The following is a 23,386-nucleotide window of genomic DNA, read 5'->3' as shown; positions in this document are numbered from 1 at the left end:
ATGCCGAAGCGTTCCGATCTGAAGCACGTCATGGTGATCGGGTCCGGCCCGATCGTCATCGGGCAGGCCTGCGAGTTCGACTACTCCGGCACCCAGGCGTGCCGGGTGCTGCGCAGCGAGGGCCTGCGGGTCAGCCTGGTCAACTCCAACCCGGCCACGATCATGACCGACCCGGAGTTCGCCGACGCCACCTACATCGAGCCGATCACGCCCGAGTTCGTGGAAAAGGTCATCGCGGCCGAGCGCCCCGACGCGATCCTGCCCACCCTGGGCGGCCAGACCGCGCTGAACACCGCCGTCGCCCTGCACGAGGCCGGGATCCTGGAGAAGTACGGCGTCGAGCTGATCGGCGCCGACATCGAGGCGATCCGCCGCGGCGAGGACCGGCAGCTGTTCAAGGACATCGTCGCCAAGGCCGGCGCCCGTCTGGGCCTGACCGGCGACCTGGTGCCGCGCAGCCGCGTCTGCCACTCGATGGACGAGGTCCGCGACACCGCCGCCGAGCTCGGCCTGCCTGTCGTCATCCGCCCCAGCTTCACCATGGGCGGCCTCGGCTCCGGCATGGCGCACACCCCCGAGCAGCTCGAACTCATCGCGGGCAGCGGCCTGGCCGCCTCCCCGGTCACCGAGGTGCTGATCGAGGAGAGCGTGCTCGGCTGGAAGGAGTACGAGCTGGAGCTGATGCGCGACAAGCACGACAACGTCGTGGTCATCTGCTCGATCGAGAACATCGACCCGATGGGCGTGCACACCGGCGACTCGGTGACCGTGGCCCCGGCGATGACGCTCACCGACGTCGAATACCAGGCCATGCGCGACCTGGGCATCGCCGTGCTGCGCGAGGTCGGCGTGGACACCGGCGGCTGCAACATCCAGTTCGCGGTCCACCCCGGCACCGGCCGCATCGTGGTCATCGAGATGAACCCGCGCGTGTCCCGCTCCAGCGCGCTGGCCAGCAAGGCCACCGGCTTCCCGATCGCCAAGATCGCGGCGAAGCTGGCCATCGGGTACACCCTCGACGAGATCCCCAACGACATCACCCTGAAGACCCCGGCGGCGTTCGAGCCGTCGCTGGACTACGTGGTGGTCAAGATCCCGCGGTTCGCGTTCGAGAAGTTCCCCGGCGCCGACCCCGAGCTGACCACCACCATGAAGTCGGTCGGCGAGGCGATGAGCCTGGGCCGCAACTTCTCCGAGGCGCTGAACAAGGCGATGCGCTCGATGGAGACCAAGGCGGCCGGGTTCTGGACCACCCCGGACCGCTACGCCACCGTCGAGGAGGCCCTGGAGGCGCTGCGCATCCCGCACGACGGCCGCCTGTACGCCGTGGAGGAGGCGCTGCGCCTCGGCGCCACCGTCGCCCAGGTCACCGAGGCCTCCGGCGGCATCGACCCGTGGTTCGTGGACCAGATCGCCGGGCTGGTCGAGCTGCGCGAGCAGATCGTGGCCGCGCCGGTGCTGGACGCGGCGCTGCTGCGCCAGGCCAAGCGGGCCGGGCTGTCCGACCGGCAGCTGTCCGCGCTGCGGCCGGAGTTCGCGGGCGAGGACGGCGTACGCACGCTGCGGCACCGGCTCGGGGTGCGCCCGGTCTACAAGACCGTCGACACCTGCGCGGCCGAGTTCGCGGCGACCACGCCCTACCACTACTCGTCGTACGACGAGGAGACCGAGGTCGCCCCGAGCGACCGGCCGAAGGTGCTGATCCTGGGCTCCGGCCCGAACCGCATCGGCCAGGGCATCGAGTTCGACTACTCCTGCGTGCACGCGGTCATGGCGCTGCGCGGCCGGTACGAGACCGTCATGGTCAACTGCAACCCGGAGACCGTGTCGACCGACTACGACACCGCCGACCGCCTCTACTTCGAACCGCTGACCTTCGAGGACGTGCTGGAGGTCGTCCACGCCGAGCACAGCTCCGGCCTGGCCGCGGGCGGCCCCGGCGTGGTCGGCGTGATCGTGCAGCTGGGCGGGCAGACCCCGCTGGGCCTGGCGCAGCGGCTCAAGAACGCCGGGGTGCCGATCGTGGGCACCAGCCCCGAGTCGATCCACCTCGCCGAGGAGCGCGGCGCGTTCGGCCGGGTGCTGGCCGAGGCCGGGCTGCGCGCTCCGGCGCACGGCACCGCGATCAGCTTCCCGGACGCCAAGAAGATCGCCGACGAGGTCGGCTACCCGGTGCTGGTGCGCCCGTCCTATGTGCTCGGCGGCCGCGGCATGGAGATCGTCTACGACGACGCCACGCTGCGCGACTACATCGGCCGCGCCACCGACATCTCGCCGGAGCACCCGGTGCTGGTGGACCGGTTCCTCGACGACGCGATCGAGATCGACGTGGACGCGCTGTGCGACGCCGACGGCGAGGTCTACCTCGGCGGCGTGATGGAGCACATCGAGGAGGCGGGCATCCACAGCGGCGACTCGGCCTGCGCGCTGCCGCCGATCACGCTGGGCAGCCGGCACCTGGCCGTCGTGCGCGAGTACACCGAGGCGATCGCCCGGGGCGTGGGCGTGCGCGGCCTGCTCAACGTGCAGTACGCCCTCAAGGACGACATGCTCTACGTCCTGGAGGCCAACCCGCGCGCCAGCCGGACCGTCCCGTTCGTCTCCAAGGCCACGGCGGTGCCGCTGGCCAAGGCGGCGGCCCGGATCATGCTGGGCGCCACCATCGCCGAGCTGCGCGCCGAGCGGATGCTGCTGGCGGCTGATCCTGATGGGTCACCGCGGGACGGCGGGCTGCTGCCCGAGGGCGCCCCAATCGCGGTCAAGGAGGCGGTGCTGCCGTTCAAGCGGTTCCGCACCCGCGCCGGCAAGGGCGTCGACACGCTGCTCAGCCCGGAGATGAAGTCGACCGGCGAGGTCATGGGCATCGACACGGCGTTCGGGCACGCGTTCGCCAAGTCGCAGGCTGCGGCGTACGGCTCGCTGCCGACCAGCGGCAAGATCTTCGTGTCGGTGGCCAACCGCGACAAGCGCGGCATGATCTTCCCGGTGAAGCGGCTGGCCGACCTCGGTTTCGAGATCGTCGCCACCGTCGGCACCGGCGAGGTGCTGCGCCGCCACGGCATCGTCTGCGAGGTCGTCGGCAAGCACAGCGAGGACGCCGAGCGCGACGCGGTGTCGCTGATCGCCTCCGGCGAGGTCCGGATGGTCATCAACACGCCGCAGGGCTCGGGCGCGTCGGCCCGCTCCGACGGGTACGAGATCCGCAGCGCCGCCGTCGCCGCCGACATCCCGTGCTGCACCACGGTCCCCGGCGCCGCGGCCGCGGTCATGGGCATCGAGGCGCTGATCCGCGGCGACATGACCGTCCGTCCCCTCCAGGACCTGCACGCCGTCATCCGCCCGGAACTGTCCGCATGACGTTGTTCGAGAAGGCCGCCTGGCCGGTGCTGTTCCGGCTGGGCGGCGGGGACGCCGAGCACGCGCACGAGTGGACGCTGCGCCGCCTGGCGGCGCTGTCGGGCCGCCCGGCGCTGCTGGGCGCGCTGCGCCGCCGGTATGCCACGGCGGCGCCGGTCGAGGCGTTCGGGGTGCGGTTCCCGAACCCGGTGGGCCTGGCGGCCGGAATGGACAAGAACGGCGTGGCGCTGCGGGCCTGGCCCGCGCTCGGGTTCGGGTTCGTCGAGGTCGGCACGGTCACCGCGCACGCCCAGCCCGGCAACGACCGGCCGCGCCTGTTCCGGCTGCCGTCCAGCCAGGCGGTCATCAACCGGATGGGCTTCAACAACGAGGGCGCGCACGCGCTGGCCGCGCGGCTGGCCGCGCTGGGCCCGCTCGGGGTGCCGCTGGGCATCTCGCTGGGCAAGTCCAAGGTGACCCCGCTGGAGGACGCCGTCGCCGACTACCGCGCCTCGTACGACGCGCTGCGCGACTTCGGCGACTACTTCGCGGTCAACGTCTCCTCGCCCAACACCCCGGGCCTGCGCAGCCTCCAGGACAAGGACTCGCTCGACGCGATCCTGGCGGCGCTGAGCGGCCCGAAGCCGGTGCTGGTGAAGATCGCCCCGGACCTGACCGAGCAGGCCGTCGCCGAGCTGCTGGAGGTGTGCCTGGCGCGCGGGGTGGCCGGTCTCATCGCGACCAACACCACGCTCAGCCGCGACGGCCTCGCCGCCGCCGACCAGGCGACGGCCGGGCAGGCCGGCGGCCTGTCGGGCGCGCCGCTGACGGAGCGGGCGCACAAGGTGGTGTCGTTCGTGCACCACGAGACGGCCGGGCAGCTGCCGATCGTCGGCGTCGGCGGCCTGATGACCCCGGACGACGTCGCCCGGATGTTCGACGCGGGCGCGAGCCTGGTGCAGCTCTACACCGGCTTCATCTACCACGGCCCGGCCCTCGTCCGCGCCGCCGCCCGCCGGGCGGCCCGGTGACGGCGGTCGACGCCGAGAAGGGCGCCTTCCTCGGCGGACAGCGAGCGGAAGGTGCCCTTCCGCTCGCTCAGGGCGAGCTGCTGGCGCTGGACCGGGCGCACGTCTGGCACCCGTACGGCCCGATGCCGGGCACGCGCGAGCCGCTGGTGGTCGACAGCGCCGAGGGCGTGCGGCTGCGGCTGGCCGACGGGCGGGAGCTGGTCGACGGGATGTCGAGCTGGTGGGCGGCGATCCACGGGTACCGGCACCCGGTCCTCGACGCGGCCGTCACCGACCAGCTGGGCCGGATGAGCCACGTCATGTTCGGCGGCCTCACCCACGAACCCGCCGTGCGGCTGGCCCGCACGCTGGTCGACATCACGCCGGCCGGGCTGGAGCACGTGTTCCTGGCCGATTCGGGCTCGGTCAGCGTCGAGGTCGCCGTCAAGATGTGCCTTCAGTACCAGGTGTCGCGCGGGCGGCCCGGGAAGCGGCGGCTGGCGACCTGGCGCGGCGGCTACCACGGCGACACGTGGCAGCCGATGAGCGTGTGCGATCCCGAGGGCGGCATGCACAGCCTGTGGGGCGACGTCCTGCCCCGGCAGGTGTTCGTCAGCGTGCCGCCGGTGGATTTCGAGCCGTCCTATGTGGCCGAGCTGGACGCCGCGCTGGCCGCGCACGCGCACGAGCTGGCTGCGGTCATCGTCGAGCCGCTGGTGCAGGGCGCGGGCGGGATGCGCTTCCACCATCCGGGTTACCTGCGCGAGCTGCGGCGGCTGTGCGACGAGCACGACGTGCTGCTGGTCTTCGACGAGATCGCGACGGGCTTCGGGCGTACTGGAGAGCTGTTCGCGGCCGACCACGCCGGCGTGACCCCGGACGTGATGTGCGTCGGCAAGGCGCTCACAGGCGGATATCTGACACTCGCGGCGGCACTGTGCACCTCGGAGGTGGCGCGGGGCATCTCGGCCGGCGCGGTCCCGGTGCTCGCGCACGGGCCGACGTTCATGGGCAATCCGCTGGCCTGCGCGGTCGCCAGCGCCTCGATCGAGCTGCTGCTGGCGCACGACTGGCGGGCCGAGGTGGCCCGGATCGAGGCGGGCCTGCGCACGGGCCTGGCGCCCGTGGCGGACCTGCCGGGCGTGGCCGGGGTACGGGTGCTCGGCGCGATCGGGGTGGTGCAGCTGGACCACGAAGTGGACATGGCGGCGGCCACGGCCGCGGCGGTGGCCCACGGCGTATGGCTGCGCCCGTTCCGCGACCTCATCTACACCATGCCGCCGTTCGTCAGCTCCGATGCGGACGTGGCGGCGATCACGAAGGCGATGGCGGCGGCCGCGGCCGCCGCGTGAACAGGCAGGAGTGAACGTGATGGAGCCGTTCGGCGCCCGGCTGCGGGCAGCGATGGACGAGCGCGGGCCGCTGTGCGTGGGCGTGGACCCCCACGCCGCGTTGCTCAGGCAGTGGGGGCTCGGCGACGACCCGGCGGGGCTCGCCTCGTTCTGCGCCACGGTGGTCGACGCGCTGGCCGACCGGGTGGCTGTGGTCAAGCCGCAGTCAGCCTTTTTCGAGCGATTCGGGGCTCGTGGGGCTGAGATTCTTGAGTCAACTATCCGACAGTTTCGAGAGGCCGGAGCACTTGTGCTCCTCGACGCGAAGCGCGGCGACATCGGCTCGACCGTTGCCGCGTACGCCGACGCGTATCTCAATCCATCGAGCCACATGTATGCCGATGCGATCACCGCGAGCCCGTTCCTCGGCCTCGGGTCGCTCGCGCCGATGTTCGAGTCGGCGGCCGCGCACGGCGGTGGCGTGTTCGTTCTCGCGCTGACGTCCAACCCGGAGGGTCCGTCCGTGCAGCACGCTCGCAACATCGACGGCCGTACCGTTGCGCAGACGATCGTTGACGAGATTTCCCAGCTCAACGCGGGTGCGCAGCCGATGGGGAGCATCGGGGTGGTGGTCGGGGCGACGATCGGCGAGACCGGTCACGACCTGTCGAAGCTGGGCGGCCCGATCCTGGTTCCGGGACTGGGGGCGCAGGGCGGCACGCCTGATGATCTTCGCTCGATCTTCGCGGGCAACCTCGGATCGGTGCTTCCGTCGTACTCCCGCGAGGTGCTCGGTGCGGGGCCGTCCGTGCAGGCGCTGCGCGACGCGGCATCCCGGGCGCTCGATGCCTGCGCGGCCGCATTGGGACATCCGGGCCTCTCGTGACCTTTCCGTGATCATGCGCGGTGACGTTGCCGAAAACGCCTCCGACCGCTAGGTTTCCCGGCGCTGGGCTGATCTGCCTGCGTGGCTGTGGCCACGCATGCGTTTCACCTGCGAGGCGGGTGCCATGCGAACCTTCCGGTGGGAGGTGCGCGTGTCACCACACGCGTCGGCGATCCCGTCGACGTGAGGAAGAGGACCTGAGGAGAACTGGTGCCGCTCCCGTCACTGACCCCAGAGCAGCGCGCTGCCGCGCTGGAGAAGGCCGCGGAGGTCCGTAAGGCTCGCGCTGAGCTCAAGGAGCAGCTCAAGCAGGGCAAGACGACCCTGGCCGCCGTGCTCGACCGGGCCGAGGGCGACGACGTCGTCGGCAAGCTCAAGGTTTCGGCCGTGCTGCAGGCGCTCCCCGGTATCGGCAAGATCCGGGCCACGCAGATCATGGAGAAGCTGAAGATCGCCGACAGCCGCCGTCTGCGTGGGCTGGGCGACCAGCAGCGCAAGGCTCTGCTGGCCGAGTTCGCGGCCTGAGCCGTCGGACCGTCAGTACCGAGCTGAACCCCCCGCCGCGGAAGGACAACCGTCCGCGGTGACCGGCCAGCCGGGCGCCGTGGCGCCCGGAGGGCCGAAGGAACCTCGGAGCCCCAGCCGGGTGGTCTCACACGCCCTCGGGTGAAGGCCCCAGGTTCCACGGATCGTCGCCCAGCGGCGCTGTCGCATCGACAGCGCCGCTGGTTCGTTTCTGACGGTGACGGACCCTTTCGGCCCGTTCGCCGGTGTGGCAGATCTGTGACGTGAGCCTTGACACCGGGGGGCGGCTGCCACGACCACTCCTCGATTGGGTAGAAATTGAGAATGGAAGACGTCGTACCGCTCGCCGCACGAGCGGCCGCGCCCGCCCGACTCACCGTTCTGTCCGGTCCGTCCGGTGTCGGCAAGGATGCCGTCATCGAAGTGATCCGCAAGCGCAATCCGTGGGTGTGGCTGTCGGTCTCGGTGACCACCCGCCGCAAGCGCGACTACGAGGTCGACGGCAAGCACTACACGTTCGTCTCCCGTACCGAGTTCGAGCGCCTGGTCGACGGCGGGATGCTGCTGGAGTGGGCCGAGTTCGCCGGCAACCTCTACGGCACGCCCCGGGCCGCGGTGGAGGGCCGCCTGTCGGCCGGGATCGCCACCCTCCTCAAGATCGACCTTCAGGGCGCGCGCCAGGTCCGCGACGCCATGCCCGACGCACAGCTGGTGTTCCTCGCCCCGCCCAGCCGGGAGGAGCTGCGCCGTCGGCTCATCGGCCGCGGCACCGAGGACCCGGACACCATCCGCCGCCGCCTGGCGCACGCCGATGAGGAGCTCGCCTCGGAGTCGGAGTTCGACGTGACCGTCGTGAACGACTACCTCGAGCGTGCTGCGGACGAGTTGGTAGGATTGCTCGGTTCGCCGGTCCTCGCCTCAGCGCGTCCGCGTATTTAGCCGACCGGCACACTTCAACGACTAAGGATTGACACCGTGGCTGGAACCGTCGCCGATCCCATTGGCATCACCAACCCGCCGATCGACGAGCTGCTCGACAAGACCTCGTCGAAGTACGCCCTGGTGATCTTCGCGGCCAAGCGTGCGCGGCAGATCAACGCCTACTACAGCCAGCTCGGCGAGGGCCTGCTGGAGTACGTGGGCCCGCTGGTGGAGACCACCCCGCAGGAGAAGGCGCTGTCGATCGCGATGCGCGAGATCAACGCCGGCCTGCTGACGGCCGAGCCGACCGGCGAGGCCTGAGCATCCGTCCATGGCTCGGATCGTGTTGGGCGTCAGTGGCGGCATCGCCGCGTACAAGGCGTGTGAGCTGCTTCGCCTGCTGACCGAGTCCGGGCACCACGTGCGCGTGGTGCCCACCGAGGCCGCGCTGCGCTTCGTCGGCGCCCCCACCTGGGAGGCGCTGTCGGGCCAGCCGGTCGCCACGGGCGTCTGGGACGACGTCCCGCACGTCCCGCACGTCAAGCTGGGGCAGTCCGCCGATCTCGTGCTGGTCGCCCCGGCCACGGCGGACCTGCTCGCCCGCGCCGCGCACGGGCTGGCCGACGACCTGCTCACCAGCACCCTGCTGACCGCCCGGTGCCCGGTGGTGTTCGCCCCGGCGATGCACACCGAGATGTGGGAGCACCCGGCCACCGCCGACAACGTCGCCACGCTGCGCCGCCGCGGCGCCGTGGTGATCGAGCCCGCAGTCGGGCGCCTGACCGGCGTCGACACCGGCAAGGGCCGCCTGCCCGACCCCGCGCAGATCTACGCCGTGGCGCTGCGGGTGCTCGCCCGGGGCGCGCAGCCGGCCGCGGACCTGGCCGGGCGGCACGTGGTCGTCACCGCGGGCGGCACCCGCGAGCCGCTGGACCCGGTGCGCTACCTGGGCAACCGCTCCTCGGGCAAGCAGGGCTACGCCTTCGCCCGCACCGCGGTGGCCCGCGGCGCCCGGGTGACGCTGGTCGCGGCCAACGTGGCCCTGGACACCCCGGCCGGGGTGGACCTGGTGCGCGTGGGCAGCACCGCCGAGCTGCGCGAGGCGGTCCTGGCCGCCGCGCACGACGCCGACGCGGTCGTGATGGCGGCGGCTCCGGCCGACTTCCGCCCCGCCGTGTACGCGGACCAGAAGATCAAGAAGCGGGACGACGGTGCCGTGCCCGTCATCGAACTCGCGGTGAACCCCGACATCGCCGCCGAGATCGGGGCGAACAAACGCCCTGGTCAGGTGCTTGTGGCCTTCGCCGCCGAGACGCACGACGCCATTGCGCACGCAGGCGTAAAACTGCAGCGCAAGCGGGCTGACCTGATCGTCGTCAACGAGGTCGGCACCGACAAGGTCTTCGGCGCCGACGACAACCAGGCGGTGATCCTCGGCGCGGACGGCACCCGGGTCGACCTGCCGTCGCAGCGCAAGGAAGACCTCGCCGACGCCGTCTGGGACCGCGTCGCCGCGCTGTTGTGAACAAAGATCGCTCAATGTCCCGCGTTGCGGACGCGGGGTCGCCCAATGCGTGTCTGTTCCGGTCTCGTTGACTAGACTTCTCGGCCAGGACGCACATGGCCGCACAGACCATTGGCCGCAGTCAGCCATCGCAGTATTGGAGAGTCGAGTGGCACGTCGCCTGTTCACCTCGGAATCGGTCACCGAGGGGCACCCGGACAAGATCGCTGACCAGATCAGCGACGGCATCCTGGACGCGCTGCTGCGCCAGGACCCGCGCAGCCGCGTGGCCGTCGAGACCCTGATCACCACGGGCCAGGTGCACGTGGCCGGCGAGGTGACCACGCAGGCGTACGCCGACATCCCGGCCATCGTCCGCGACACCATCCTCTCGATCGGCTACGACTCCTCCAAGAAGGGCTTCGACGGCGCCTCCTGTGGCGTGAGCGTGTCGATCGGCTCGCAGTCGCCCGACATCGCGCAGGGCGTCGACAGCGCGCTGGAGCAGCGCACCGGCGGCTCGGACACCCTCGACGCGCAGGGCGCGGGCGACCAGGGCATGATGTTCGGCTTCGCCTGCTCCGAGACGCCCGAGCTGATGCCGCTGCCGATCGCGCTGGCGCACCGCCTGGCCCGCCGCCTCACCGCGGCCCGCAAGGACGGCGCGATCCCGTATCTGCGCCCCGACGGCAAGACCCAGGTCACCATCGAGTACGACGGCTTCCGGCCCGTCCGCCTCAACACGGTGGTCGTCTCGTCGCAGCACGCGCCCGACATCTCGCTGGAGTCGCTGCTCACCCCGGACGTGCGCGAGCACGTCATCGCCCCGGAGCTCGACGGCCTGGGCTTGGACACCGAGGGCTACCGGCTGCTGGTCAACCCGACCGGCCGGTTCGAGATCGGCGGCCCGATGGGCGACGCGGGCCTGACCGGCCGCAAGATCATCGTCGACACGTACGGCGGCTACTCCCGCCACGGCGGCGGCGCGTTCTCCGGCAAGGACCCGTCGAAGGTCGACCGCTCGGCGGCGTACGCGATGCGCTGGGTCGCCAAGAACGTGGTCGCCGCGGGGCTGGCCGAGCGGTGCGAGGTGCAGGTGGCGTACGCCATCGGCAAGGCGCAGCCGGTCAGCCTGTTCGTGGAGACCTTCGGCACCGAGACCGTGCCGGTCGACCGGATCGAGAAGGCCATCGGCGAGGTGTTCGACCTGCGCCCGGCCGCGATCATCCGCGACCTGGACCTGCTGCGCCCGATCTACCAGCAGACCGCGGCGTACGGTCACTTCGGCCGCGAGCTGCCCGACCTGACCTGGGAGCGCACCGACCGCGTCGCCGACCTGAAGTCCGCCATCGGCTGACCTGCTCCACCCGGCGGCCGGAGTGTCACCACTCCGTCCGCGCGCACCCGTTCCCCGCTTGTCATAGACGCTGGCCTATCTGGAGGACTCCGACTGCCGGAGACTCCCCCAGATAGGCCAGCGTCTATTTTCAACCCCTGCCCCCACGCGGCCAATGCGTGCACTTTCGGGGAAAGTGCACGAATCCTGGCCGGGGATCCAGCACTTTCCCCGAAAGCGCACGGATCTTGGGCGCCCCGCGCGGCCGCGCGGGGAGGCGTCTTGGGCGCCCCGCGCAGCCGTGCGGGGGAGGCGAGTGGTGTGGCGGAGGTGGGCGGGCGTCGGGGCCGTCTGGTAGGAACAGGCGCGTGACCGTACGCAAACCGCCACGCGAACGGCAGCCCGCCCCGGAGCTGCCCATCGCCCGCGTCTGCGTCGACGTCCCGCTGCCGCACCTGGACCGCCCCTTCGACTACCTGGTCCCGGCCGAGCTCGCCGACTCCGCCCAGCCGGGCGTGCGAGTCAAGATCCGCTTCAGCGGCCAGCTCGTCGACGGCTGGCTCCTGGAGCGCGCCGGGCGCACCGAGCACGAGGGCAGGCTGGCCTGGCTGGAGAAGGTCGTCTCCGCCGAGTCCGCGCTGGACCCGCAGGTGCTGACCCTGGCCCGCGCCGTCGCCGACCGGTACGCCGGCAGCCTGGCCGACGTGCTGCGCCTGGCCGTGCCGCCACGCCAGGCCAAGGCGGAGACGCCCGCGACCGGCGCGGTGCCGACGCCGCCCGCGCTGCCCGAGCCCGGCGGCTGGAGCCGCTACCCGGCCGGCGCGGCGCTCCTGCGCGGACTGGCCGAGGGGCGCGCCCCCCGGGCGGTCTGGTCGGCGCTGCCGGGTGAGCAGTGGCCGCAGCGCCTGGCCGAGGCGGTGGCCGCGACGCTGCACGGCGGCCGGGGCGCGCTGGTCGTGGTCGCCGACGCCCGTGACCTGGACCGCCTGGACGCCGCGCTGACCGCGCTGCTGGGCCCGGACCGGCACGTCGCGCTGACGGCCGCGCTGGGGCCGGGCGAGCGCTACCGGCGGTTCCTGAAGGCGCGCCGGGGCGAGGTCGCGGCCGTGGCGGGCACCCGGGCCGCGGCGTTCGCGCCGGTGCGGGACCTGGGCCTGGTGGCGGTCTGGGACGACGGCGACGACCTGCACGCGGAGCCGCGCTCGCCGTACCCGAATGCGCGGGAGGTCCTGCTCACGCGGGCGCAGCAGACCGGCGCGGGGGTGCTGGTGGGCGGGTTCTCGCGTACGGCGGAGGCGCAGCAGCTGCTGGCCACGGGCTGGGCGCGGGAGGTGGTGGCGACCCGGGACGAGCTGCGGCGGGCCGCGCCCGCGGTGCAGGCGGCCGACGACAACCAGCTGGCCCGGGATCCGGCGGCGACCTCGGCCCGGCTGCCCAGCCTGGCCTGGCAGGCGGCGCGCGAGGCGCTGGCGGCCGGGGCGCCGGTGCTGGTGCAGGTGCCCCGCCGGGGATACGTGCCGTCGGTGTCCTGCCAGGAGTGCCGCGACCGGGCCCGCTGCGCGCACTGCGCGGGGCCGCTGGCGCTGGGCGGTTCGGGCCAGGTGGCCAGCTGCCGGTGGTGCGCGCGGCCCGCGGCCGGCTGGACCTGCCCGAGGTGCGGCGGCCGCCGGCTGCGCGCGGCCGTCACGGGGGTACGCCGCACCGCCGAGGAGCTGGGCCGGGCCCTGCCCGGGGTGCCCGTGCGCACGTCGGGCCGCGACGCGGTGCTCGCGGAGGTGCCCGATGAGGCGTCGCTGGTGCTCGCCACGCCGGGGGCCGAGCCGGTGGCGCCGGGCGGCTACGGCGCGGTGCTGCTGCTGGACACGTGGGCGCTGCTGACCCGCGCCGATCTGCGGGCCACCGAGGAGGCGGCGCGGCGCTGGTTCAACGCGGCGGCGCTGGCCCGCCCGGCGGCGCGCGGCGGCCGGGTCGTGGTGGTGGCGGAGGGCTCGCTGACGCCGGTGCAGGCGCTGGTGCGCTGGGATCCGGCCTGGCTGGCCGAGCGCGAGCTGGGGGAGCGGCGCGAGCTGGGATTCCCGCCCGCGGCGCGGCTGGCGACCCTGACCGGCACCGCGGCGGCGGTGGAAGAGCTGATCGAGCTGGCCCGGCTGCCGGAGTCGGTGCAGGTGCTGGGCCCGCTGCCGGTGGACGAGCAGCAGGAGCGGATGCTGCTGCGCACCGCGCGCGGCGCCGGGTTGGCACTGGCCCGGTCGCTGCACGAGGCGGCGGGGGTGCGCAGCGCGCGCAAGGCGCCCGATCCGGTGCGGGTCCAACTTGACCCACATGAACTATGACGACTAAGTTGTACTGAGGATCCGATCTGGATCCCGAGCGGGTGGCGGCGGTTCCGGGGGTGGGACACCGACGCCACCCGGCCCGTCAGATCGCGTGCAGCACGTCCAGGTTGTGGAAGACCGGGCCCGTGGCGACCAGGGCCGCCATCGCCCCGGCCATCTCGCCGGTCCGCGGATCGGCGCTGTTGGCCATGGCCGCCTCGTACGAGTCGAACTCGACGATGGTCAGGTAGCGGCGCGGGTTGTCCCGGTCGCGGGCCACCCGCAGCAGCTTGAACGGCGGGGGGCCGTCCATCTCCTGCTCGCGGGCCTGCATCAGCGCCGCGACCTCGTTGAAGCGGTCGGTCTCGTACTCGATTATCTGAATGAATCCCATGGTGCCCTCCCTATGTCGAAAACGGGACAAAGTTAACCCTGGGCGACCGATGGCGCAGCCGGACATCAGACACTCCGTAGACTGATCAGGCATCCTTTTCCGCCCCGCCCTGGAGACGACACCTGTGACCGTTCAGCCGATCCGACTTTTCGGGGACCCGGTGCTGCGCACCCCCGCCGACGAGGTGGTCGACTTCGACAAGGAACTGCGCACCCTCGTGCGCGACCTGACCGAGACCATGCGCGACGCCGGAGGGGTGGGCCTGGCCGCCCCGCAGATCGGCGTGGGCCTGCGCGTGTTCAGCTTCGACGTCGACGACGTGGTCGGGCACCTGATCAACCCGGTGCTGCACTTCCCCGACGAGGAGGAGATGGACGGCGACGAGGGCTGCCTGTCCGTCCCCGGGCTCTACTACGACACCAAGCGCCGCGCCAACGTCATCGCCAAGGGCTTCGCCGAGAGCGGCGACCCGATCCAGATCGTCGGCACCGGCCTGATGTCGCGCTGCATCCAGCACGAGACCGACCACCTCGACGGCGTCATCTTCATCGACCGCCTCGACACCCAGGTGCGCAAGACCGCGCTGCGCGACATCCGCCGCGCCGAGTGGTACGACCCCACCCGGACCGTGGTCAAGGTCTCCCCGCACGCCGCCCCGAGTCCGTTCGGTCTGGGCCGGTGAGCTGATGCGCATCGTCTTCGCGGGCACCCCCGAGGTGGCCCTGCCCTCCCTGGACGCGATCGCGGCGTCCGGCCACGAACTGCTCGCCGTGGTCACCCGCCCCGACGCCCCGTCCGGGCGCGGCCGCCAGCTCGTCCGCTCGCACGCCGCGGCGTGGGCCGACGAGCGCGGGATCGAGGTGCTCACCCCGCAGCGCCCGCGCGAGCCCGAGTTCCAGGAGCGCCTGCGCGAGCTGGCGCCCGACTGCGTGCCGGTCGTCGCGTACGGCGCGCTGGTGCCGCAGGCCGCCCTCGACATCCCGGCGCACGGCTGGGTCAACCTGCACTTCTCGCTGCTGCCCGCCTGGCGCGGCGCGGCACCGGTGCAGCACGCCGTATGGCACGGCGACGAGATCACCGGCGCCTCGGTGTTCCAGCTCGAAGCGGGCCTGGACACCGGCCCGGTCTACGGCACCCTCACCGCGGCGATCCGTCCCGCCGACACCTCCGGCGACCTGCTCGCCCGGCTGGCCGTCGACGGTGCGGGCCTGCTGGTGACCGTGCTCGACGCGATCGAGGCCGGTAGCGCCCGCGCGGTGCCGCAGCCCGCCGACGGCGTCACCCTCGCCCCGAAGATCACGGTCGAGGACGCCGAGGTGCGCTGGGACGAGCCCGCGTTCGCCGTCGACCGGCGCATCCGGGCCACCACGCCCGCCCCGGGCGCGTGGACCACGTTCCGGGGCGAGCGGGTCAAGCTCGGACCGGCGGCGCCCGCGCCGGACGCGCCCGCGCTCAAGCCCGGTGACCTGCTGGTGGAGAAGAAGCGCGTGCTCGTGGGCACCGCGACCACCCCGCTGGCGCTGGGCGAGGTCCGGGCGGCGGGCAAGAAGGCAATGTCGGCGGTGGACTGGGCCCGCGGTGTGCGGGTCGGTACGGAGGACAGCTTCTCGTGACAGGTTTCCGTGGAGGAAGCGCGAACTCGTCGGGGCACCCGCCCCGGCACGACCGCGACAGCCAGGCGGGGCGCGGCCCGCGCGCCGGACGGCCCGCGCACGACCCGGCGCGGATGACCGCGTACCAGGCGCTGCTGGCGGTGCACCGCGACGACGCGTACGCCAACCTGATCCTGCCGTCGCTGCTGCGCGACGCGGGGCTGTTCGGCCGGGACGCCGCGTTCGCCACCGAGCTGACGTACGGCACCCTGCGCACCCGGGGCACCCTCGACCTGATCATCGCGGCGGCCGCCGACCGGGACGTGTCCCGGATCGACCCGCCCGCCCGCGACGCGCTGCGCCTGGGGGCATACCAGGTGCTGCACACCCGGGTGCCCGCGCACGCCGCCGTCGCCTCGACGGTCGACCTGGTGCGCTCGGTCGCGCCGGGCGCGGCCGGCTTCGCCAACGCGGTCATGCGCCGCATCACCGAACGCGACCTGGACACCTGGCTGGAGCAGGTGGCCCCGGCCGAGGCCGAGGATCCGATCGGCCACCTGTCGGTCACCGGCTACCACCCCGAGTGGATCGTCCGGGCGTTCCGGGAGGCGCTCGGCGGCGACCTGGGCGAGACGATGCGGATGCTGTCGGCCGACAACGACCGGCCCGAGGTGCACCTGTGCGCCCGGCCGGGGCGCGCCGACGCGGCCGAACTGGCCGACCAGGTCGGCGGGCAGCCGGGTGCGTTCTCGCCGTACGCGGTGTACCTGCCCGGTGGCTCGCCGGGCGACCTGGTCGAGATCAAGACCGGGCGGGCGCACGTACAGGACGAGGGCAGCCAGCTCGTGGCCGCCGCGCTCACCGACGCCCCGCTGGACGGGCGCGACGAGCGGTGGCTCGACCTGTGCGCCGGGCCCGGCGGCAAGGCGGGGCTGCTGGCGGCGCTGGGCGCCCAGCGCGGCGCCCACCTGACCGCGGTCGAGGTCACCGAGCACCGTGCCAACATGGTCGCCAACGCCGTACGCAACCTGCCCGCCACCGTGCTGTGCGCCGACGGGCGCAGCGTCGGCAGCGACCGGGACCTGCCCGAGGGCGGCTTCGACCGGGTGCTGGTCGACGCGCCGTGCACCGGGCTGGGGTCGCTGCGGCGGCGGCCGGAGTCGCGCTGGCGGCGCCAGCCGTCGGATCTGCCGCCGCTGACCAAGCTGCAACGGGAACTGCTCGGCGCGGCCCTGCGCGCGGTCCGGCCCGGCGGGCTGGTGGCGTACGTCACGTGTTCGCCGCATCTGGTGGAGACGCAGGTCAGCGTCACCGAGGCGGTGCGCCGGTCCGGGCTGGACGTGGAGTTCGTGGACGCGCGGGCCGCGCTGCCCGCGGGCATGCCGGGGCTGGGGGACGGGCCGACGGTGCAGCTGTGGCCGCACCGGCACGGCACGGACGCCATGTTCCTGGCCCTGCTCCGCCGCACCGCCTGACCGGCTCATCCGCTCCGACCAGCCCCGCCCCGGCCCACCGGCGCGGGGCTGGTCCGCCTCCGCCCGACCTCGCCGCCCCGCCCGCCCCCGTCCCGCCCCGTTTTCAATAGACGTTGGCCTATTACGTTGACTTTTCGCGGCCACCAGTCGATGTGATCGGCCAACGTCTATGCGGGGCGGGTGGTGTAGCTGCCCGCGAGGCCGCTGGGGGGTCGGCGGGGCGGTGGGTGAGCTGGGTCGGGCGTCCACGTCGGGGGTCCGTCTCGCGGGTGGGGCCGGTGACCGTTGGGGTGGTGGGATGCAACCACGGGTGCGGGTGCGATCGGTGGTTCACCGTCCGTAAGCTGATCAGCGTGACCGGACCGGAGATCGTGATCGCCCCCAGCATCCTCGCCGCAGACTTCGCCAATCTGGCCGCCGAGGCGCGGGCCGTCGAGGGTGCGGCGGACTGGTTGCACGTGGACGTCATGGACAACCACTTCGTGCCCAACCTGACGATCGGTCCGGCCGTGGTGGCCAGCCTGAGGGCGACGACGGGCATCCCGTTCGACTGCCACCTCATGATCGAGGACCCGAAGCGGTGGGCGCCGGGCTACGCCGAGCTGGGGGCGTACAACGTCACCTTCCACGCCGAGGCCTGCGCCGACCCGGTCGCGCTGGCCAACGACCTGCGCGCCGCGGGCAGCAGGGCCGGGCTGGCCATCGACCGCGACACCCCGGTCGAGCCGTACCTGGAGCTGCTGCCGCACTTCGACACCCTGCTGATCATGACGATCAAGGCGGGCTTCGGCGGCCAGCGCTTCATGCCCGAGCTGCTGGACAAGGTCCGGTCCGCCCGCCGCCACGCGAACGCGGGCCACCTGGACATCCGCATCGAGGTCGACGGCGGCATCGCCGACGACACCATCGCCGCGGCCGCCGAGGCGGGCGCGGACGCGTTCGTCGCCGGGACGGCCGTTTACGGCGCCAGCGATCCGGCCGAAGCCTGTCGTAAACTGCGGGCTCTGGCGCAAGCGGCAGCACGCTAGCCACATCGGACAGTGGAGGCACGACGGTTTGACCACTGAACCCCACGGCAGTGCCGCCGAGGTGATCCTGGTCGTCGACGACGACCCCGACATCGTGCGGGTCGTCGAGGTCAACCTGCGGCTGCACGGGTTCGACGTGATGACCGCGCACAGCGGCGCCGCGGCGTTGGCCCTGCTGGAGCACCAGCGCCCCGATCTGGCCATCGTGGACCTGATGATGCCGGGGATGGACGGGCTGGAGCTGACCCGCCAGCTGCGCGCCGACCCCCTGGTGACCGCGCTGCCGATCATCATGCTCACCGCCAAGGCGCTCACCTCCGACAAGGTGGCGGGCCTGGCCGCGGGCGCCGACGACTACGTCGTCAAGCCGTTCGACACCTCGGAGCTGATCGCCCGGGTGCGCGCGACGCTGCGCCGCAACCAGGAGGCGCGCGAGGTGTCGCCGCTGACCGGCCTGGCCGGCAACACGCGCATCCTGCGCGAGATCACCGACCGGCTGGAGTCGGGCACCGACTACGCGGTCTGCTACATCGACATCGACCGGTTCAAGGCCGTCAACGACGTGTACGGCTTCGGCCGCGGCGACGAGTTCATCGGCGCCCTGGCCCGCTCGCTGCGCCGCGCCACGGTCGCCGCCGGGCTGCCGCCCGCCTTCCTCGGGCACGTCGGCGGCGACGACTTCGTGGTGGTGTGCAGCCCGCTCCAGGTCAAACCGATGATGGAACGGGCGATCTGGGACTTCCAGGCCGCCGCCGACCAGCTCTACGACCCGCTGGACGCCGAGCGCGGCTTCATCGAGGTGGTCGACCGTCGGGGCAAGGTCTTCGTGGTCAACCTGGTCACCCTGTCCATCGGCGTGGCATTGTCGACGACACGCGTGTTCGAGCACCCCGGCGAGGTAGTCGCGGTCGCGTCGGAGATGAAGTCGAAGGCGAAGAAGATCCACGGGTCGTTCGTCGCGGTCGACCAGCGCCGCGACCGGCTGGCGCTGCCCTCCCAACGTGAACCGGAATCCGATGCCGCCGCCGAGGCCGGCTCCGGCGCGTGACACACTGGCCTCCCGCCAGCGCCCTCGGCGTGCCCGCGCCGCGAGCCACGGCGGGCTGCTTTGGGAGGAGCGAGCACGGATGGGGCAACAGCCCATGGTCAGCCCGGCCGAGGACAAGGCGATGGCGCGCGCGATCGAGCTCGCCGCGCGTGGTCTGGGCGCCACCAGCCCCAACCCGGTGTTCGGCTGCGTCATCCTGAACGGGTCCGGCCAGGTGGTCGGCGAAGGCTTCCACGCGTACGCGGGCGGCCCGCACGCCGAGATCGTGGCCCTGGCCCAGGCCGGGGAGAAGGCCAAGGGCGGCACCGCGGTGGTGACCCTGGAGCCGTGCAACCACACCGGGCGCACCGGCCCGTGCAGCGAGGCGCTGGTCCGCGCGGGCGTGGCCCGGGTCGTGATCGCCGTGGTCGACCCCAACCCGCTGGCCGCCGGGGGTGCGCAGACGCTGCGCGACGCCGGGGTCGAGGTGATCGTCGGGGTCCGCGCCGCCGAGGCCGAGGACGGCAACATCGCGTGGCTGACCTCGGTGCGGCGCGGCCGGCCGTACCTGATCTGGAAGACCGCCGCGACCATGGACGGGCGCGCGGCGGCCGCCGACGGCAGCAGCATGTGGATCACGTCCGAGGCCGCGCGGATGGACGTGCACCGGCTGCGCGGCACCGTCGACGCGATCATGATCGGCGTGGGCACCGTGCTGGCCGAGGACCCCCGGCTCACCGCCCGCGACCTGCGCACCGGCAGCCTGGCCATCCGGCAGCCGCTGCGGGTCGTGATCGACTCGCACGGTCGTACCCCCGCCGACGCCCGCGTGCGCGACAGCGCCGCGCCGACCCTGATCGCCACCACCGCCCTGCTCGGGGCCGGCCCCGACGGCCGCCTCGACCTGCGCGCGGTCCTGCGTGAACTGCACCACCGGGGGATCCGCAGCGTCCTGCTGGAGGGCGGCCCGCACCTGGCCGGTGCCTTCCTCGCCGCCGGTCTGGTAGACCTGATCGTGTCGTATGTCGCGCCGAAACTGCTCGGCGACGGACCCGCCGCCCTGGTCGGGGCGGGCGTGACAACGGTCACGGACGCCATCGATCTGGAAGTGTTAGATGTTGACCGGGTCGGGCCGGATCTCCGGCTCACCGCACGTCCGCGGGTGAGTGCGGACAGCGGCAACCTTTAACGTCCCCCAGGGACGCCAGACGAGGACCGCCGCGACGCAGCGGCATAGGAGGGCCAGTGTTCACCGGCATCGTGGAAGAACTCGGCGAGGTGCTGGGCCTCACCTGGCAGGGCGACGGCGCCGTGCTGACCGTACGCGGTCCGCTCGTGGTGACCGACGCGCGCCACGGCGACTCCATCGCGGTCAACGGCGTCTGCCTGACCGTCGTGTCCACCGACGGCGACACCTTCGACACCGAGGTGATGAAGGAGACGTTCGACCGCAGCTCGCTGGGCGGCATCGCCCCCGGCGACCGGGTCAACCTGGAGCGGGCGGTCAGCGCCCACACCCGGCTCGGCGGCCACATCGTGCAGGGCCACGTCGACGGGGTCGGCACCATCGCCTCCAAGCAGCCCGGCGGCGGCTGGGAGGATGTCCGGATCCTGCTCCCGGCCGGCCTGTCGCGGTACATCGTGGAGAAGGGGTCCATCACCGTCGACGGCATCTCCCTGACCGTGGTCGCGGTCGACGACGAGTCGTTCACGGTGAGCCTCATCCCCACCACGCTGGAGCTCACCACGCTCGGCCGCAAGGGCCCCGGCGCGCAGGTGAACCTGGAGGTCGATGTGATCGCCAAATACGTCGAGAAGCTGGTCGCGCCGCACCTGAAGGACAAGGCATGAGCGGGCGCAGGGGACTGGACTCGATCGAGGACGCGATCGCGGCGATCAAGGCGGGCAAGCCCGTCATCGTCGTGGACGACGAGGACCGCGAGAACGAGGGCGACCTGATCTTCGCGGCCGAGATGGCCACGCCGGAGCTGGTCGCGTTCACGGTGCGGTACACCTCGGGCTACATCTGCGTCGCCGTCACCGAGGACGAGGCCGACCGCCTCGACCTGCCGCCGATGTACTACACCAACCAGGACCGCCGCGGCACCGCGTACTGCGTGACCGTCGACGCCCGCGAGGGCGTGTCCACCGGCATCTCCGCCGCCGACCGAGCCCGCACGCTGCGCCTGCTCGGCGACCCGCAGACCCGCTCGGCCGACCTGGCCCGCCCCGGGCACGTGGTGCCGCTGCGCGCCAAGGCCGGCGGCGTGCTGCGCCGCCCCGGGCACACCGAGTCCGGCGTCGACCTGGCCCAGCTCGCCGGCCTGCACCCGGCCGCCGCGATCTGCGAGATGGTCAACGACGACGGCACCATGATGCGGCTGGGCGACCTCACCGCGTTCGCGGCGAAGCATGAGCTGGTGCTGATCAGCATCGCCGACCTCATCGCGTACCGGCGCCGCACCGAGCAGCTGGTCACCCGGGTCGTCGAGGCCCGCCTGCCCACCGAGTTCGGCGACTTCACCGCCGTGGGCTACCACGCCGCGCATGACAACGCCGAGCACGTCGCGCTGGTCTACGGCGACATCGGCGACGGCGAGGAGGTGCTGGTCCGGGTGCACTCGGAGTGCCTGACCGGCGACGTGTTCGCCTCGGTGCGCTGCGACTGCGGACCGCAGCTGCACGCGGCCATGCAGCGCGTCGCCCAGGAGGGCCGTGGCGTGGTGCTCTACGTGCGCGGGCACGAGGGGCGCGGCATCGGGCTGCTGCACAAGCTCCAGGCGTACCAGCTGCAGGACGCCGGGCGCGACACCGTCGACGCCAACCTCGACCTGGGGCTGCCCGCCGACGCCCGCGACTACGGCACTGGCGCGCAGATCCTCTACGACCTGGGCGTACGCACCATGCGGCTGCTCACCAACAACCCGGCCAAGCGGGCCGGGCTGGAAGGGTACGGCCTGCGCGTGGTCGGGCGGGAGACCATGCCGGTCCGCCCGCACCCGGAGAACCTGAAGTACCTGCGCACCAAGCGCGACCGGATGGGTCACGACCTGGACCTGTCCGGCCTGGACGACCTGGAAGGGCTGAGCTGATGGCCGGTCACGGCGCCCCCGAACTCTCCACCGTCGACGCGGCCGGGCTGAGCCTGGGCATCGTCGCCACCCGCTGGCACGCCGACCTGGTCGAGCAGATGCTCGACCGGGCGCAGGCCGCCGCCAAGGCCTGCGGCGTGGACGAGGTCGTCGTCGCGCACGTGGCGGGCTCGGTCGAGCTGCCCGTGGTGGCCCAGGCCCTGGCCCGCCGCCACGACGCGGTGGTCGCCCTCGGCGTGGTCATCCGCGGCGAGACCGCCCACTTCGAGTACGTCAGCCAGTCGGTCACCGACGGCCTGACCCGGGTGGCGCTGGACGAGTCCACGCCGGTCGCGCACGGCGTGCTGACCGTCGACAACGTGGCGCAGGCCCGCGACCGGGCGGGGCTGCCGGAATCGAGCGAGGACAAGGGCTGGGGCGCGGTCGTCGCGGCCCTGGACGCCGCGATCGCGCTGCGCGAGGTCAACCGCCGGAACCGCACCGTCGGCTTCGCCTGACCCGTCGCCCCCGGACCCCGCTTGTCATCGACGCTGGCCTATCTAGAGGACTGACAGTGATCAACTGTCCTCCAGATAGGCCAGCGTCGATGCTATGCGGCGCGGTCGGTCCACGGGACGCGGTCAGCCCACTGGATAGGCCAGCGTCGAAGCGTGGCGGCACCGGGGTCAGGGCCGCGTCGGCTGATCGGGGACTGGTGGGGGTTGCGGGGCGGGCGTACACCTGAGGGATGTCGGTCCATCGGCTCCGCCTGCTGCCGCTGATCCTGGTCGCGCTCCTCGCGGCGTGCACACCCTCCACGCCCGGCCCCACCACCCCGCCCGCTTCCCCGGGCGGCCCGGCCGCCTCGGCGAGCGCCCCCGGTCCCACCACCGATCCGGGTGCGACGACGGCACCGGCCGGTGCGCTGGCCGTCTACTACCTGGCCAGCGACAAGGGCGACCCGAAGCTGGTGCGCGAGTTCCACCGGCTGCCGGTCGGCGACGGCTCCCCGGCCGCCCGGACCAGGGCGGCGGTCACGGAGATGCTCGACGGGCGCACGGCGTACGACCCCGACTACAGCAGCCTGTGGCCCGCGAGCGCGCGGGTGCGGGCCACATCGGTCGAGGGCGACACGGTGACCGTCGACCTGTCCGGCGCGGCGGTCAACGGCGCGGGCAGCCTCGGCTCGGTCCAGGCCGTGCAGCAGCTGGTGTGGACGGCGACCGCCGCGAGCGGCAAGCCCGCGGTGCGCGTCCTGCTCGACGGCGCCCGCGCCGACGAGCTGTGGGGCCACGTCGACATCCACGATCCGGTGCGCCGCGCCGAGGCCGCCGACACCCTGCTGGCGGTATGGCTGATCGACCCCCAGCACGGCGCCGTGGTCGGCCGCGAGTTCACCCTGCACCTGGCCGGGATGGTGTTCGAGGCGACGGTCAACTACGAGATCCGGCGCGGTTCGACGGTCGTCAAGCACGGCGCGGTGACCCTGTCGGCGGGCAAGCCCGCGCAGGGCGAGGCCAAGGTGACGATCACGCTGGAGCCGGGGACGTACGTCGTCGAGGCGTTCGAGATCTCCGCCAACGACAGCTCCCGGCAGCACCTGGACAACCACACGGTGACGGTCCGCTAGCGCGT

21 protein-coding genes are annotated in these 23,386 nt (G+C 72.8%); 20 read left to right on the top strand and 1 reads right to left on the bottom strand.

Annotation, left to right across the window (positions count from 1 at the left end):
• The 10 genes from carB to Cs7R123_RS29060 all read left to right on the top strand — a co-directional run bounded on the left by carB (position 1) and on the right by Cs7R123_RS29060 (position 13,182).
• A complete protein-coding gene (gene carB, locus Cs7R123_RS29105; RefSeq protein ID WP_212831112.1) occupies positions 1-3,357 on the top strand; it encodes a carbamoyl-phosphate synthase large subunit in 3,357 nt (1,118 codons plus the stop codon).
• Entirely contained in the window at positions 3,354-4,367 is a 1,014-nt protein-coding gene (locus tag Cs7R123_RS29100; protein WP_212831110.1) for a quinone-dependent dihydroorotate dehydrogenase, read from the top strand. The genes carB and Cs7R123_RS29100 overlap by 4 nt, the downstream gene beginning before the upstream one ends.
• 77 nt (positions 4,368-4,444) lie before the next feature.
• Positions 4,445-5,698, top strand: a complete 1,254-nt coding sequence (locus Cs7R123_RS29095; protein ID WP_280517363.1) for an adenosylmethionine--8-amino-7-oxononanoate transaminase — start codon at positions 4,445-4,447, stop codon at positions 5,696-5,698.
• A 19-nt stretch (positions 5,699-5,717) separates the two neighbouring features.
• Complete coding sequence (pyrF, locus tag Cs7R123_RS29090) at positions 5,718-6,563, top strand: orotidine-5'-phosphate decarboxylase (protein WP_212834621.1); 846 nt, start codon at positions 5,718-5,720, stop codon at positions 6,561-6,563.
• Between the two features lie 210 nt (positions 6,564-6,773).
• The gene (gene mihF / locus Cs7R123_RS29085; RefSeq protein ID WP_120320109.1) at positions 6,774-7,088 is read left to right on the top strand and encodes an integration host factor, actinobacterial type; all 315 of its coding nucleotides are present in this window, start codon (positions 6,774-6,776) and stop codon (positions 7,086-7,088) included.
• Positions 7,089-7,412: 324 nt separating this feature from the next.
• Entirely contained in the window at positions 7,413-8,027 is a 615-nt protein-coding gene (gene gmk / locus Cs7R123_RS29080) for a guanylate kinase (protein WP_212831105.1), read from the top strand.
• Positions 8,028-8,063: 36 nt separating this feature from the next.
• Entirely contained in the window at positions 8,064-8,330 is a 267-nt protein-coding gene (gene rpoZ, locus Cs7R123_RS29075; protein WP_212831103.1) for a DNA-directed RNA polymerase subunit omega, read from the top strand.
• 10 nt (positions 8,331-8,340) lie between these two features.
• Positions 8,341-9,534, top strand: a complete 1,194-nt coding sequence (coaBC, locus tag Cs7R123_RS29070; RefSeq protein WP_212831101.1) for a bifunctional phosphopantothenoylcysteine decarboxylase/phosphopantothenate--cysteine ligase CoaBC — start codon at positions 8,341-8,343, stop codon at positions 9,532-9,534.
• Positions 9,535-9,682: 148 nt separating this feature from the next.
• Positions 9,683-10,870 carry a methionine adenosyltransferase gene (gene metK / locus Cs7R123_RS29065; RefSeq protein WP_212831099.1) on the top strand — a complete coding sequence of 396 codons (1,188 nt, stop codon included), beginning with the start codon at positions 9,683-9,685 and terminating at the stop codon, positions 10,868-10,870.
• A gap of 398 nt (positions 10,871-11,268) precedes the next feature.
• A complete protein-coding gene (locus Cs7R123_RS29060) occupies positions 11,269-13,182 on the top strand; it encodes a primosomal protein N' (RefSeq protein ID WP_212834619.1) in 1,914 nt (637 codons plus the stop codon).
• A gap of 85 nt (positions 13,183-13,267) precedes the next feature.
• On the opposite strand, the gene Cs7R123_RS29055 is transcribed toward Cs7R123_RS29060, so the two are convergent.
• Positions 13,268-13,558 (bottom strand): hypothetical protein, encoded by a 291-nt coding sequence (locus tag Cs7R123_RS29055; protein ID WP_212831092.1) that lies wholly within the window; start codon positions 13,556-13,558, stop codon positions 13,268-13,270.
• A 124-nt stretch (positions 13,559-13,682) separates the two neighbouring features.
• On the opposite strand from Cs7R123_RS29055, the gene def reads away from it, so the two are divergent.
• The 10 genes from def to Cs7R123_RS29005 all read left to right on the top strand — a co-directional run bounded on the left by def (position 13,683) and on the right by Cs7R123_RS29005 (position 23,381).
• Positions 13,683-14,240, top strand: coding sequence for a peptide deformylase (gene def / locus Cs7R123_RS29050; RefSeq protein ID WP_212831090.1), 558 nt, complete (start codon positions 13,683-13,685; stop codon positions 14,238-14,240).
• 4 nt (positions 14,241-14,244) lie between these two features.
• Entirely contained in the window at positions 14,245-15,171 is a 927-nt protein-coding gene (gene fmt, locus Cs7R123_RS29045) for a methionyl-tRNA formyltransferase (protein ID WP_212831089.1), read from the top strand.
• Positions 15,126-16,625: an RsmB/NOP family class I SAM-dependent RNA methyltransferase gene (locus Cs7R123_RS29040; RefSeq protein WP_374707098.1), complete on the top strand. Its 1,500-nt coding sequence runs from the start codon at positions 15,126-15,128 to the stop codon at positions 16,623-16,625. Before fmt ends, Cs7R123_RS29040 begins: the two co-directional genes overlap by 46 nt.
• 353 nt (positions 16,626-16,978) lie before the next feature.
• On the top strand, positions 16,979-17,653 hold the full coding sequence (gene rpe / locus Cs7R123_RS29035; protein WP_212831088.1) for a ribulose-phosphate 3-epimerase: 675 nt from the start codon (positions 16,979-16,981) through the stop codon (positions 17,651-17,653).
• Positions 17,598-18,701 carry a response regulator gene (locus Cs7R123_RS29030; RefSeq protein ID WP_374707097.1) on the top strand — a complete coding sequence of 368 codons (1,104 nt, stop codon included), beginning with the start codon at positions 17,598-17,600 and terminating at the stop codon, positions 18,699-18,701. Before rpe ends, Cs7R123_RS29030 begins: the two co-directional genes overlap by 56 nt.
• Positions 18,702-18,780: 79 nt before the next feature.
• Positions 18,781-19,869: a bifunctional diaminohydroxyphosphoribosylaminopyrimidine deaminase/5-amino-6-(5-phosphoribosylamino)uracil reductase RibD gene (gene ribD / locus Cs7R123_RS29025; protein WP_374707037.1), complete on the top strand. Its 1,089-nt coding sequence runs from the start codon at positions 18,781-18,783 to the stop codon at positions 19,867-19,869.
• Between the two features lie 56 nt (positions 19,870-19,925).
• The gene (locus tag Cs7R123_RS29020) at positions 19,926-20,531 is read left to right on the top strand and encodes a riboflavin synthase (protein WP_212831087.1); all 606 of its coding nucleotides are present in this window, start codon (positions 19,926-19,928) and stop codon (positions 20,529-20,531) included.
• A complete protein-coding gene (locus tag Cs7R123_RS29015) occupies positions 20,528-21,772 on the top strand; it encodes a bifunctional 3,4-dihydroxy-2-butanone-4-phosphate synthase/GTP cyclohydrolase II (RefSeq protein ID WP_212831086.1) in 1,245 nt (414 codons plus the stop codon). The genes Cs7R123_RS29020 and Cs7R123_RS29015 overlap by 4 nt, the downstream gene beginning before the upstream one ends.
• Positions 21,772-22,269, top strand: coding sequence for a 6,7-dimethyl-8-ribityllumazine synthase (ribH, locus tag Cs7R123_RS29010; protein ID WP_212831085.1), 498 nt, complete (start codon positions 21,772-21,774; stop codon positions 22,267-22,269). The genes Cs7R123_RS29015 and ribH overlap by 1 nt, the downstream gene beginning before the upstream one ends.
• Before the next feature lie 230 nt (positions 22,270-22,499).
• On the top strand, positions 22,500-23,381 hold the full coding sequence (locus Cs7R123_RS29005; RefSeq protein WP_212831084.1) for a GerMN domain-containing protein: 882 nt from the start codon (positions 22,500-22,502) through the stop codon (positions 23,379-23,381).
• Positions 23,382-23,386: the final 5 nt, after the last annotated feature.

It is taken from the genome of Catellatospora sp. TT07R-123 (genome assembly GCF_018327705.1).
Classification (GTDB): domain Bacteria; phylum Actinomycetota; class Actinomycetes; order Mycobacteriales; family Micromonosporaceae; genus Catellatospora.
This window is presented reverse-complemented; position numbering and strand designations above follow the sequence as displayed.

What these genes read in the sequence shown, in the direction of transcription:
- gmk (WP_212831105.1), top strand. Translation starts at nt 7,413, where the DNA reads ATGGAAGACGTCGTACCGCTCGCCGCACGAGCGGCCGCGCCCGCCCGA.
- fmt (WP_212831089.1), top strand. Translation starts at nt 14,245, where the DNA reads ATGCGCATCGTCTTCGCGGGCACCCCCGAGGTGGCCCTGCCCTCCCTG.
- coaBC (WP_212831101.1), top strand. Translation starts at nt 8,341, where the DNA reads ATGGCTCGGATCGTGTTGGGCGTCAGTGGCGGCATCGCCGCGTACAAG.
- Cs7R123_RS29015 (WP_212831086.1), top strand. Translation starts at nt 20,528, where the DNA reads ATGAGCGGGCGCAGGGGACTGGACTCGATCGAGGACGCGATCGCGGCG.
- Cs7R123_RS29005 (WP_212831084.1), top strand. Translation starts at nt 22,500, where the DNA reads ATGTCGGTCCATCGGCTCCGCCTGCTGCCGCTGATCCTGGTCGCGCTC.
- Cs7R123_RS29100 (WP_212831110.1), top strand. Translation starts at nt 3,354, where the DNA reads ATGACGTTGTTCGAGAAGGCCGCCTGGCCGGTGCTGTTCCGGCTGGGC.
- ribD (WP_374707037.1), top strand. Translation starts at nt 18,781, where the DNA reads ATGGGGCAACAGCCCATGGTCAGCCCGGCCGAGGACAAGGCGATGGCG.
- ribH (WP_212831085.1), top strand. Translation starts at nt 21,772, where the DNA reads ATGGCCGGTCACGGCGCCCCCGAACTCTCCACCGTCGACGCGGCCGGG.
- Cs7R123_RS29055 (WP_212831092.1), bottom strand. Translation starts at nt 13,558, where the DNA reads ATGGGATTCATTCAGATAATCGAGTACGAGACCGACCGCTTCAACGAG.
- carB (WP_212831112.1), top strand. Translation starts at nt 1, where the DNA reads ATGCCGAAGCGTTCCGATCTGAAGCACGTCATGGTGATCGGGTCCGGC.
- pyrF (WP_212834621.1), top strand. Translation starts at nt 5,718, where the DNA reads ATGGAGCCGTTCGGCGCCCGGCTGCGGGCAGCGATGGACGAGCGCGGG.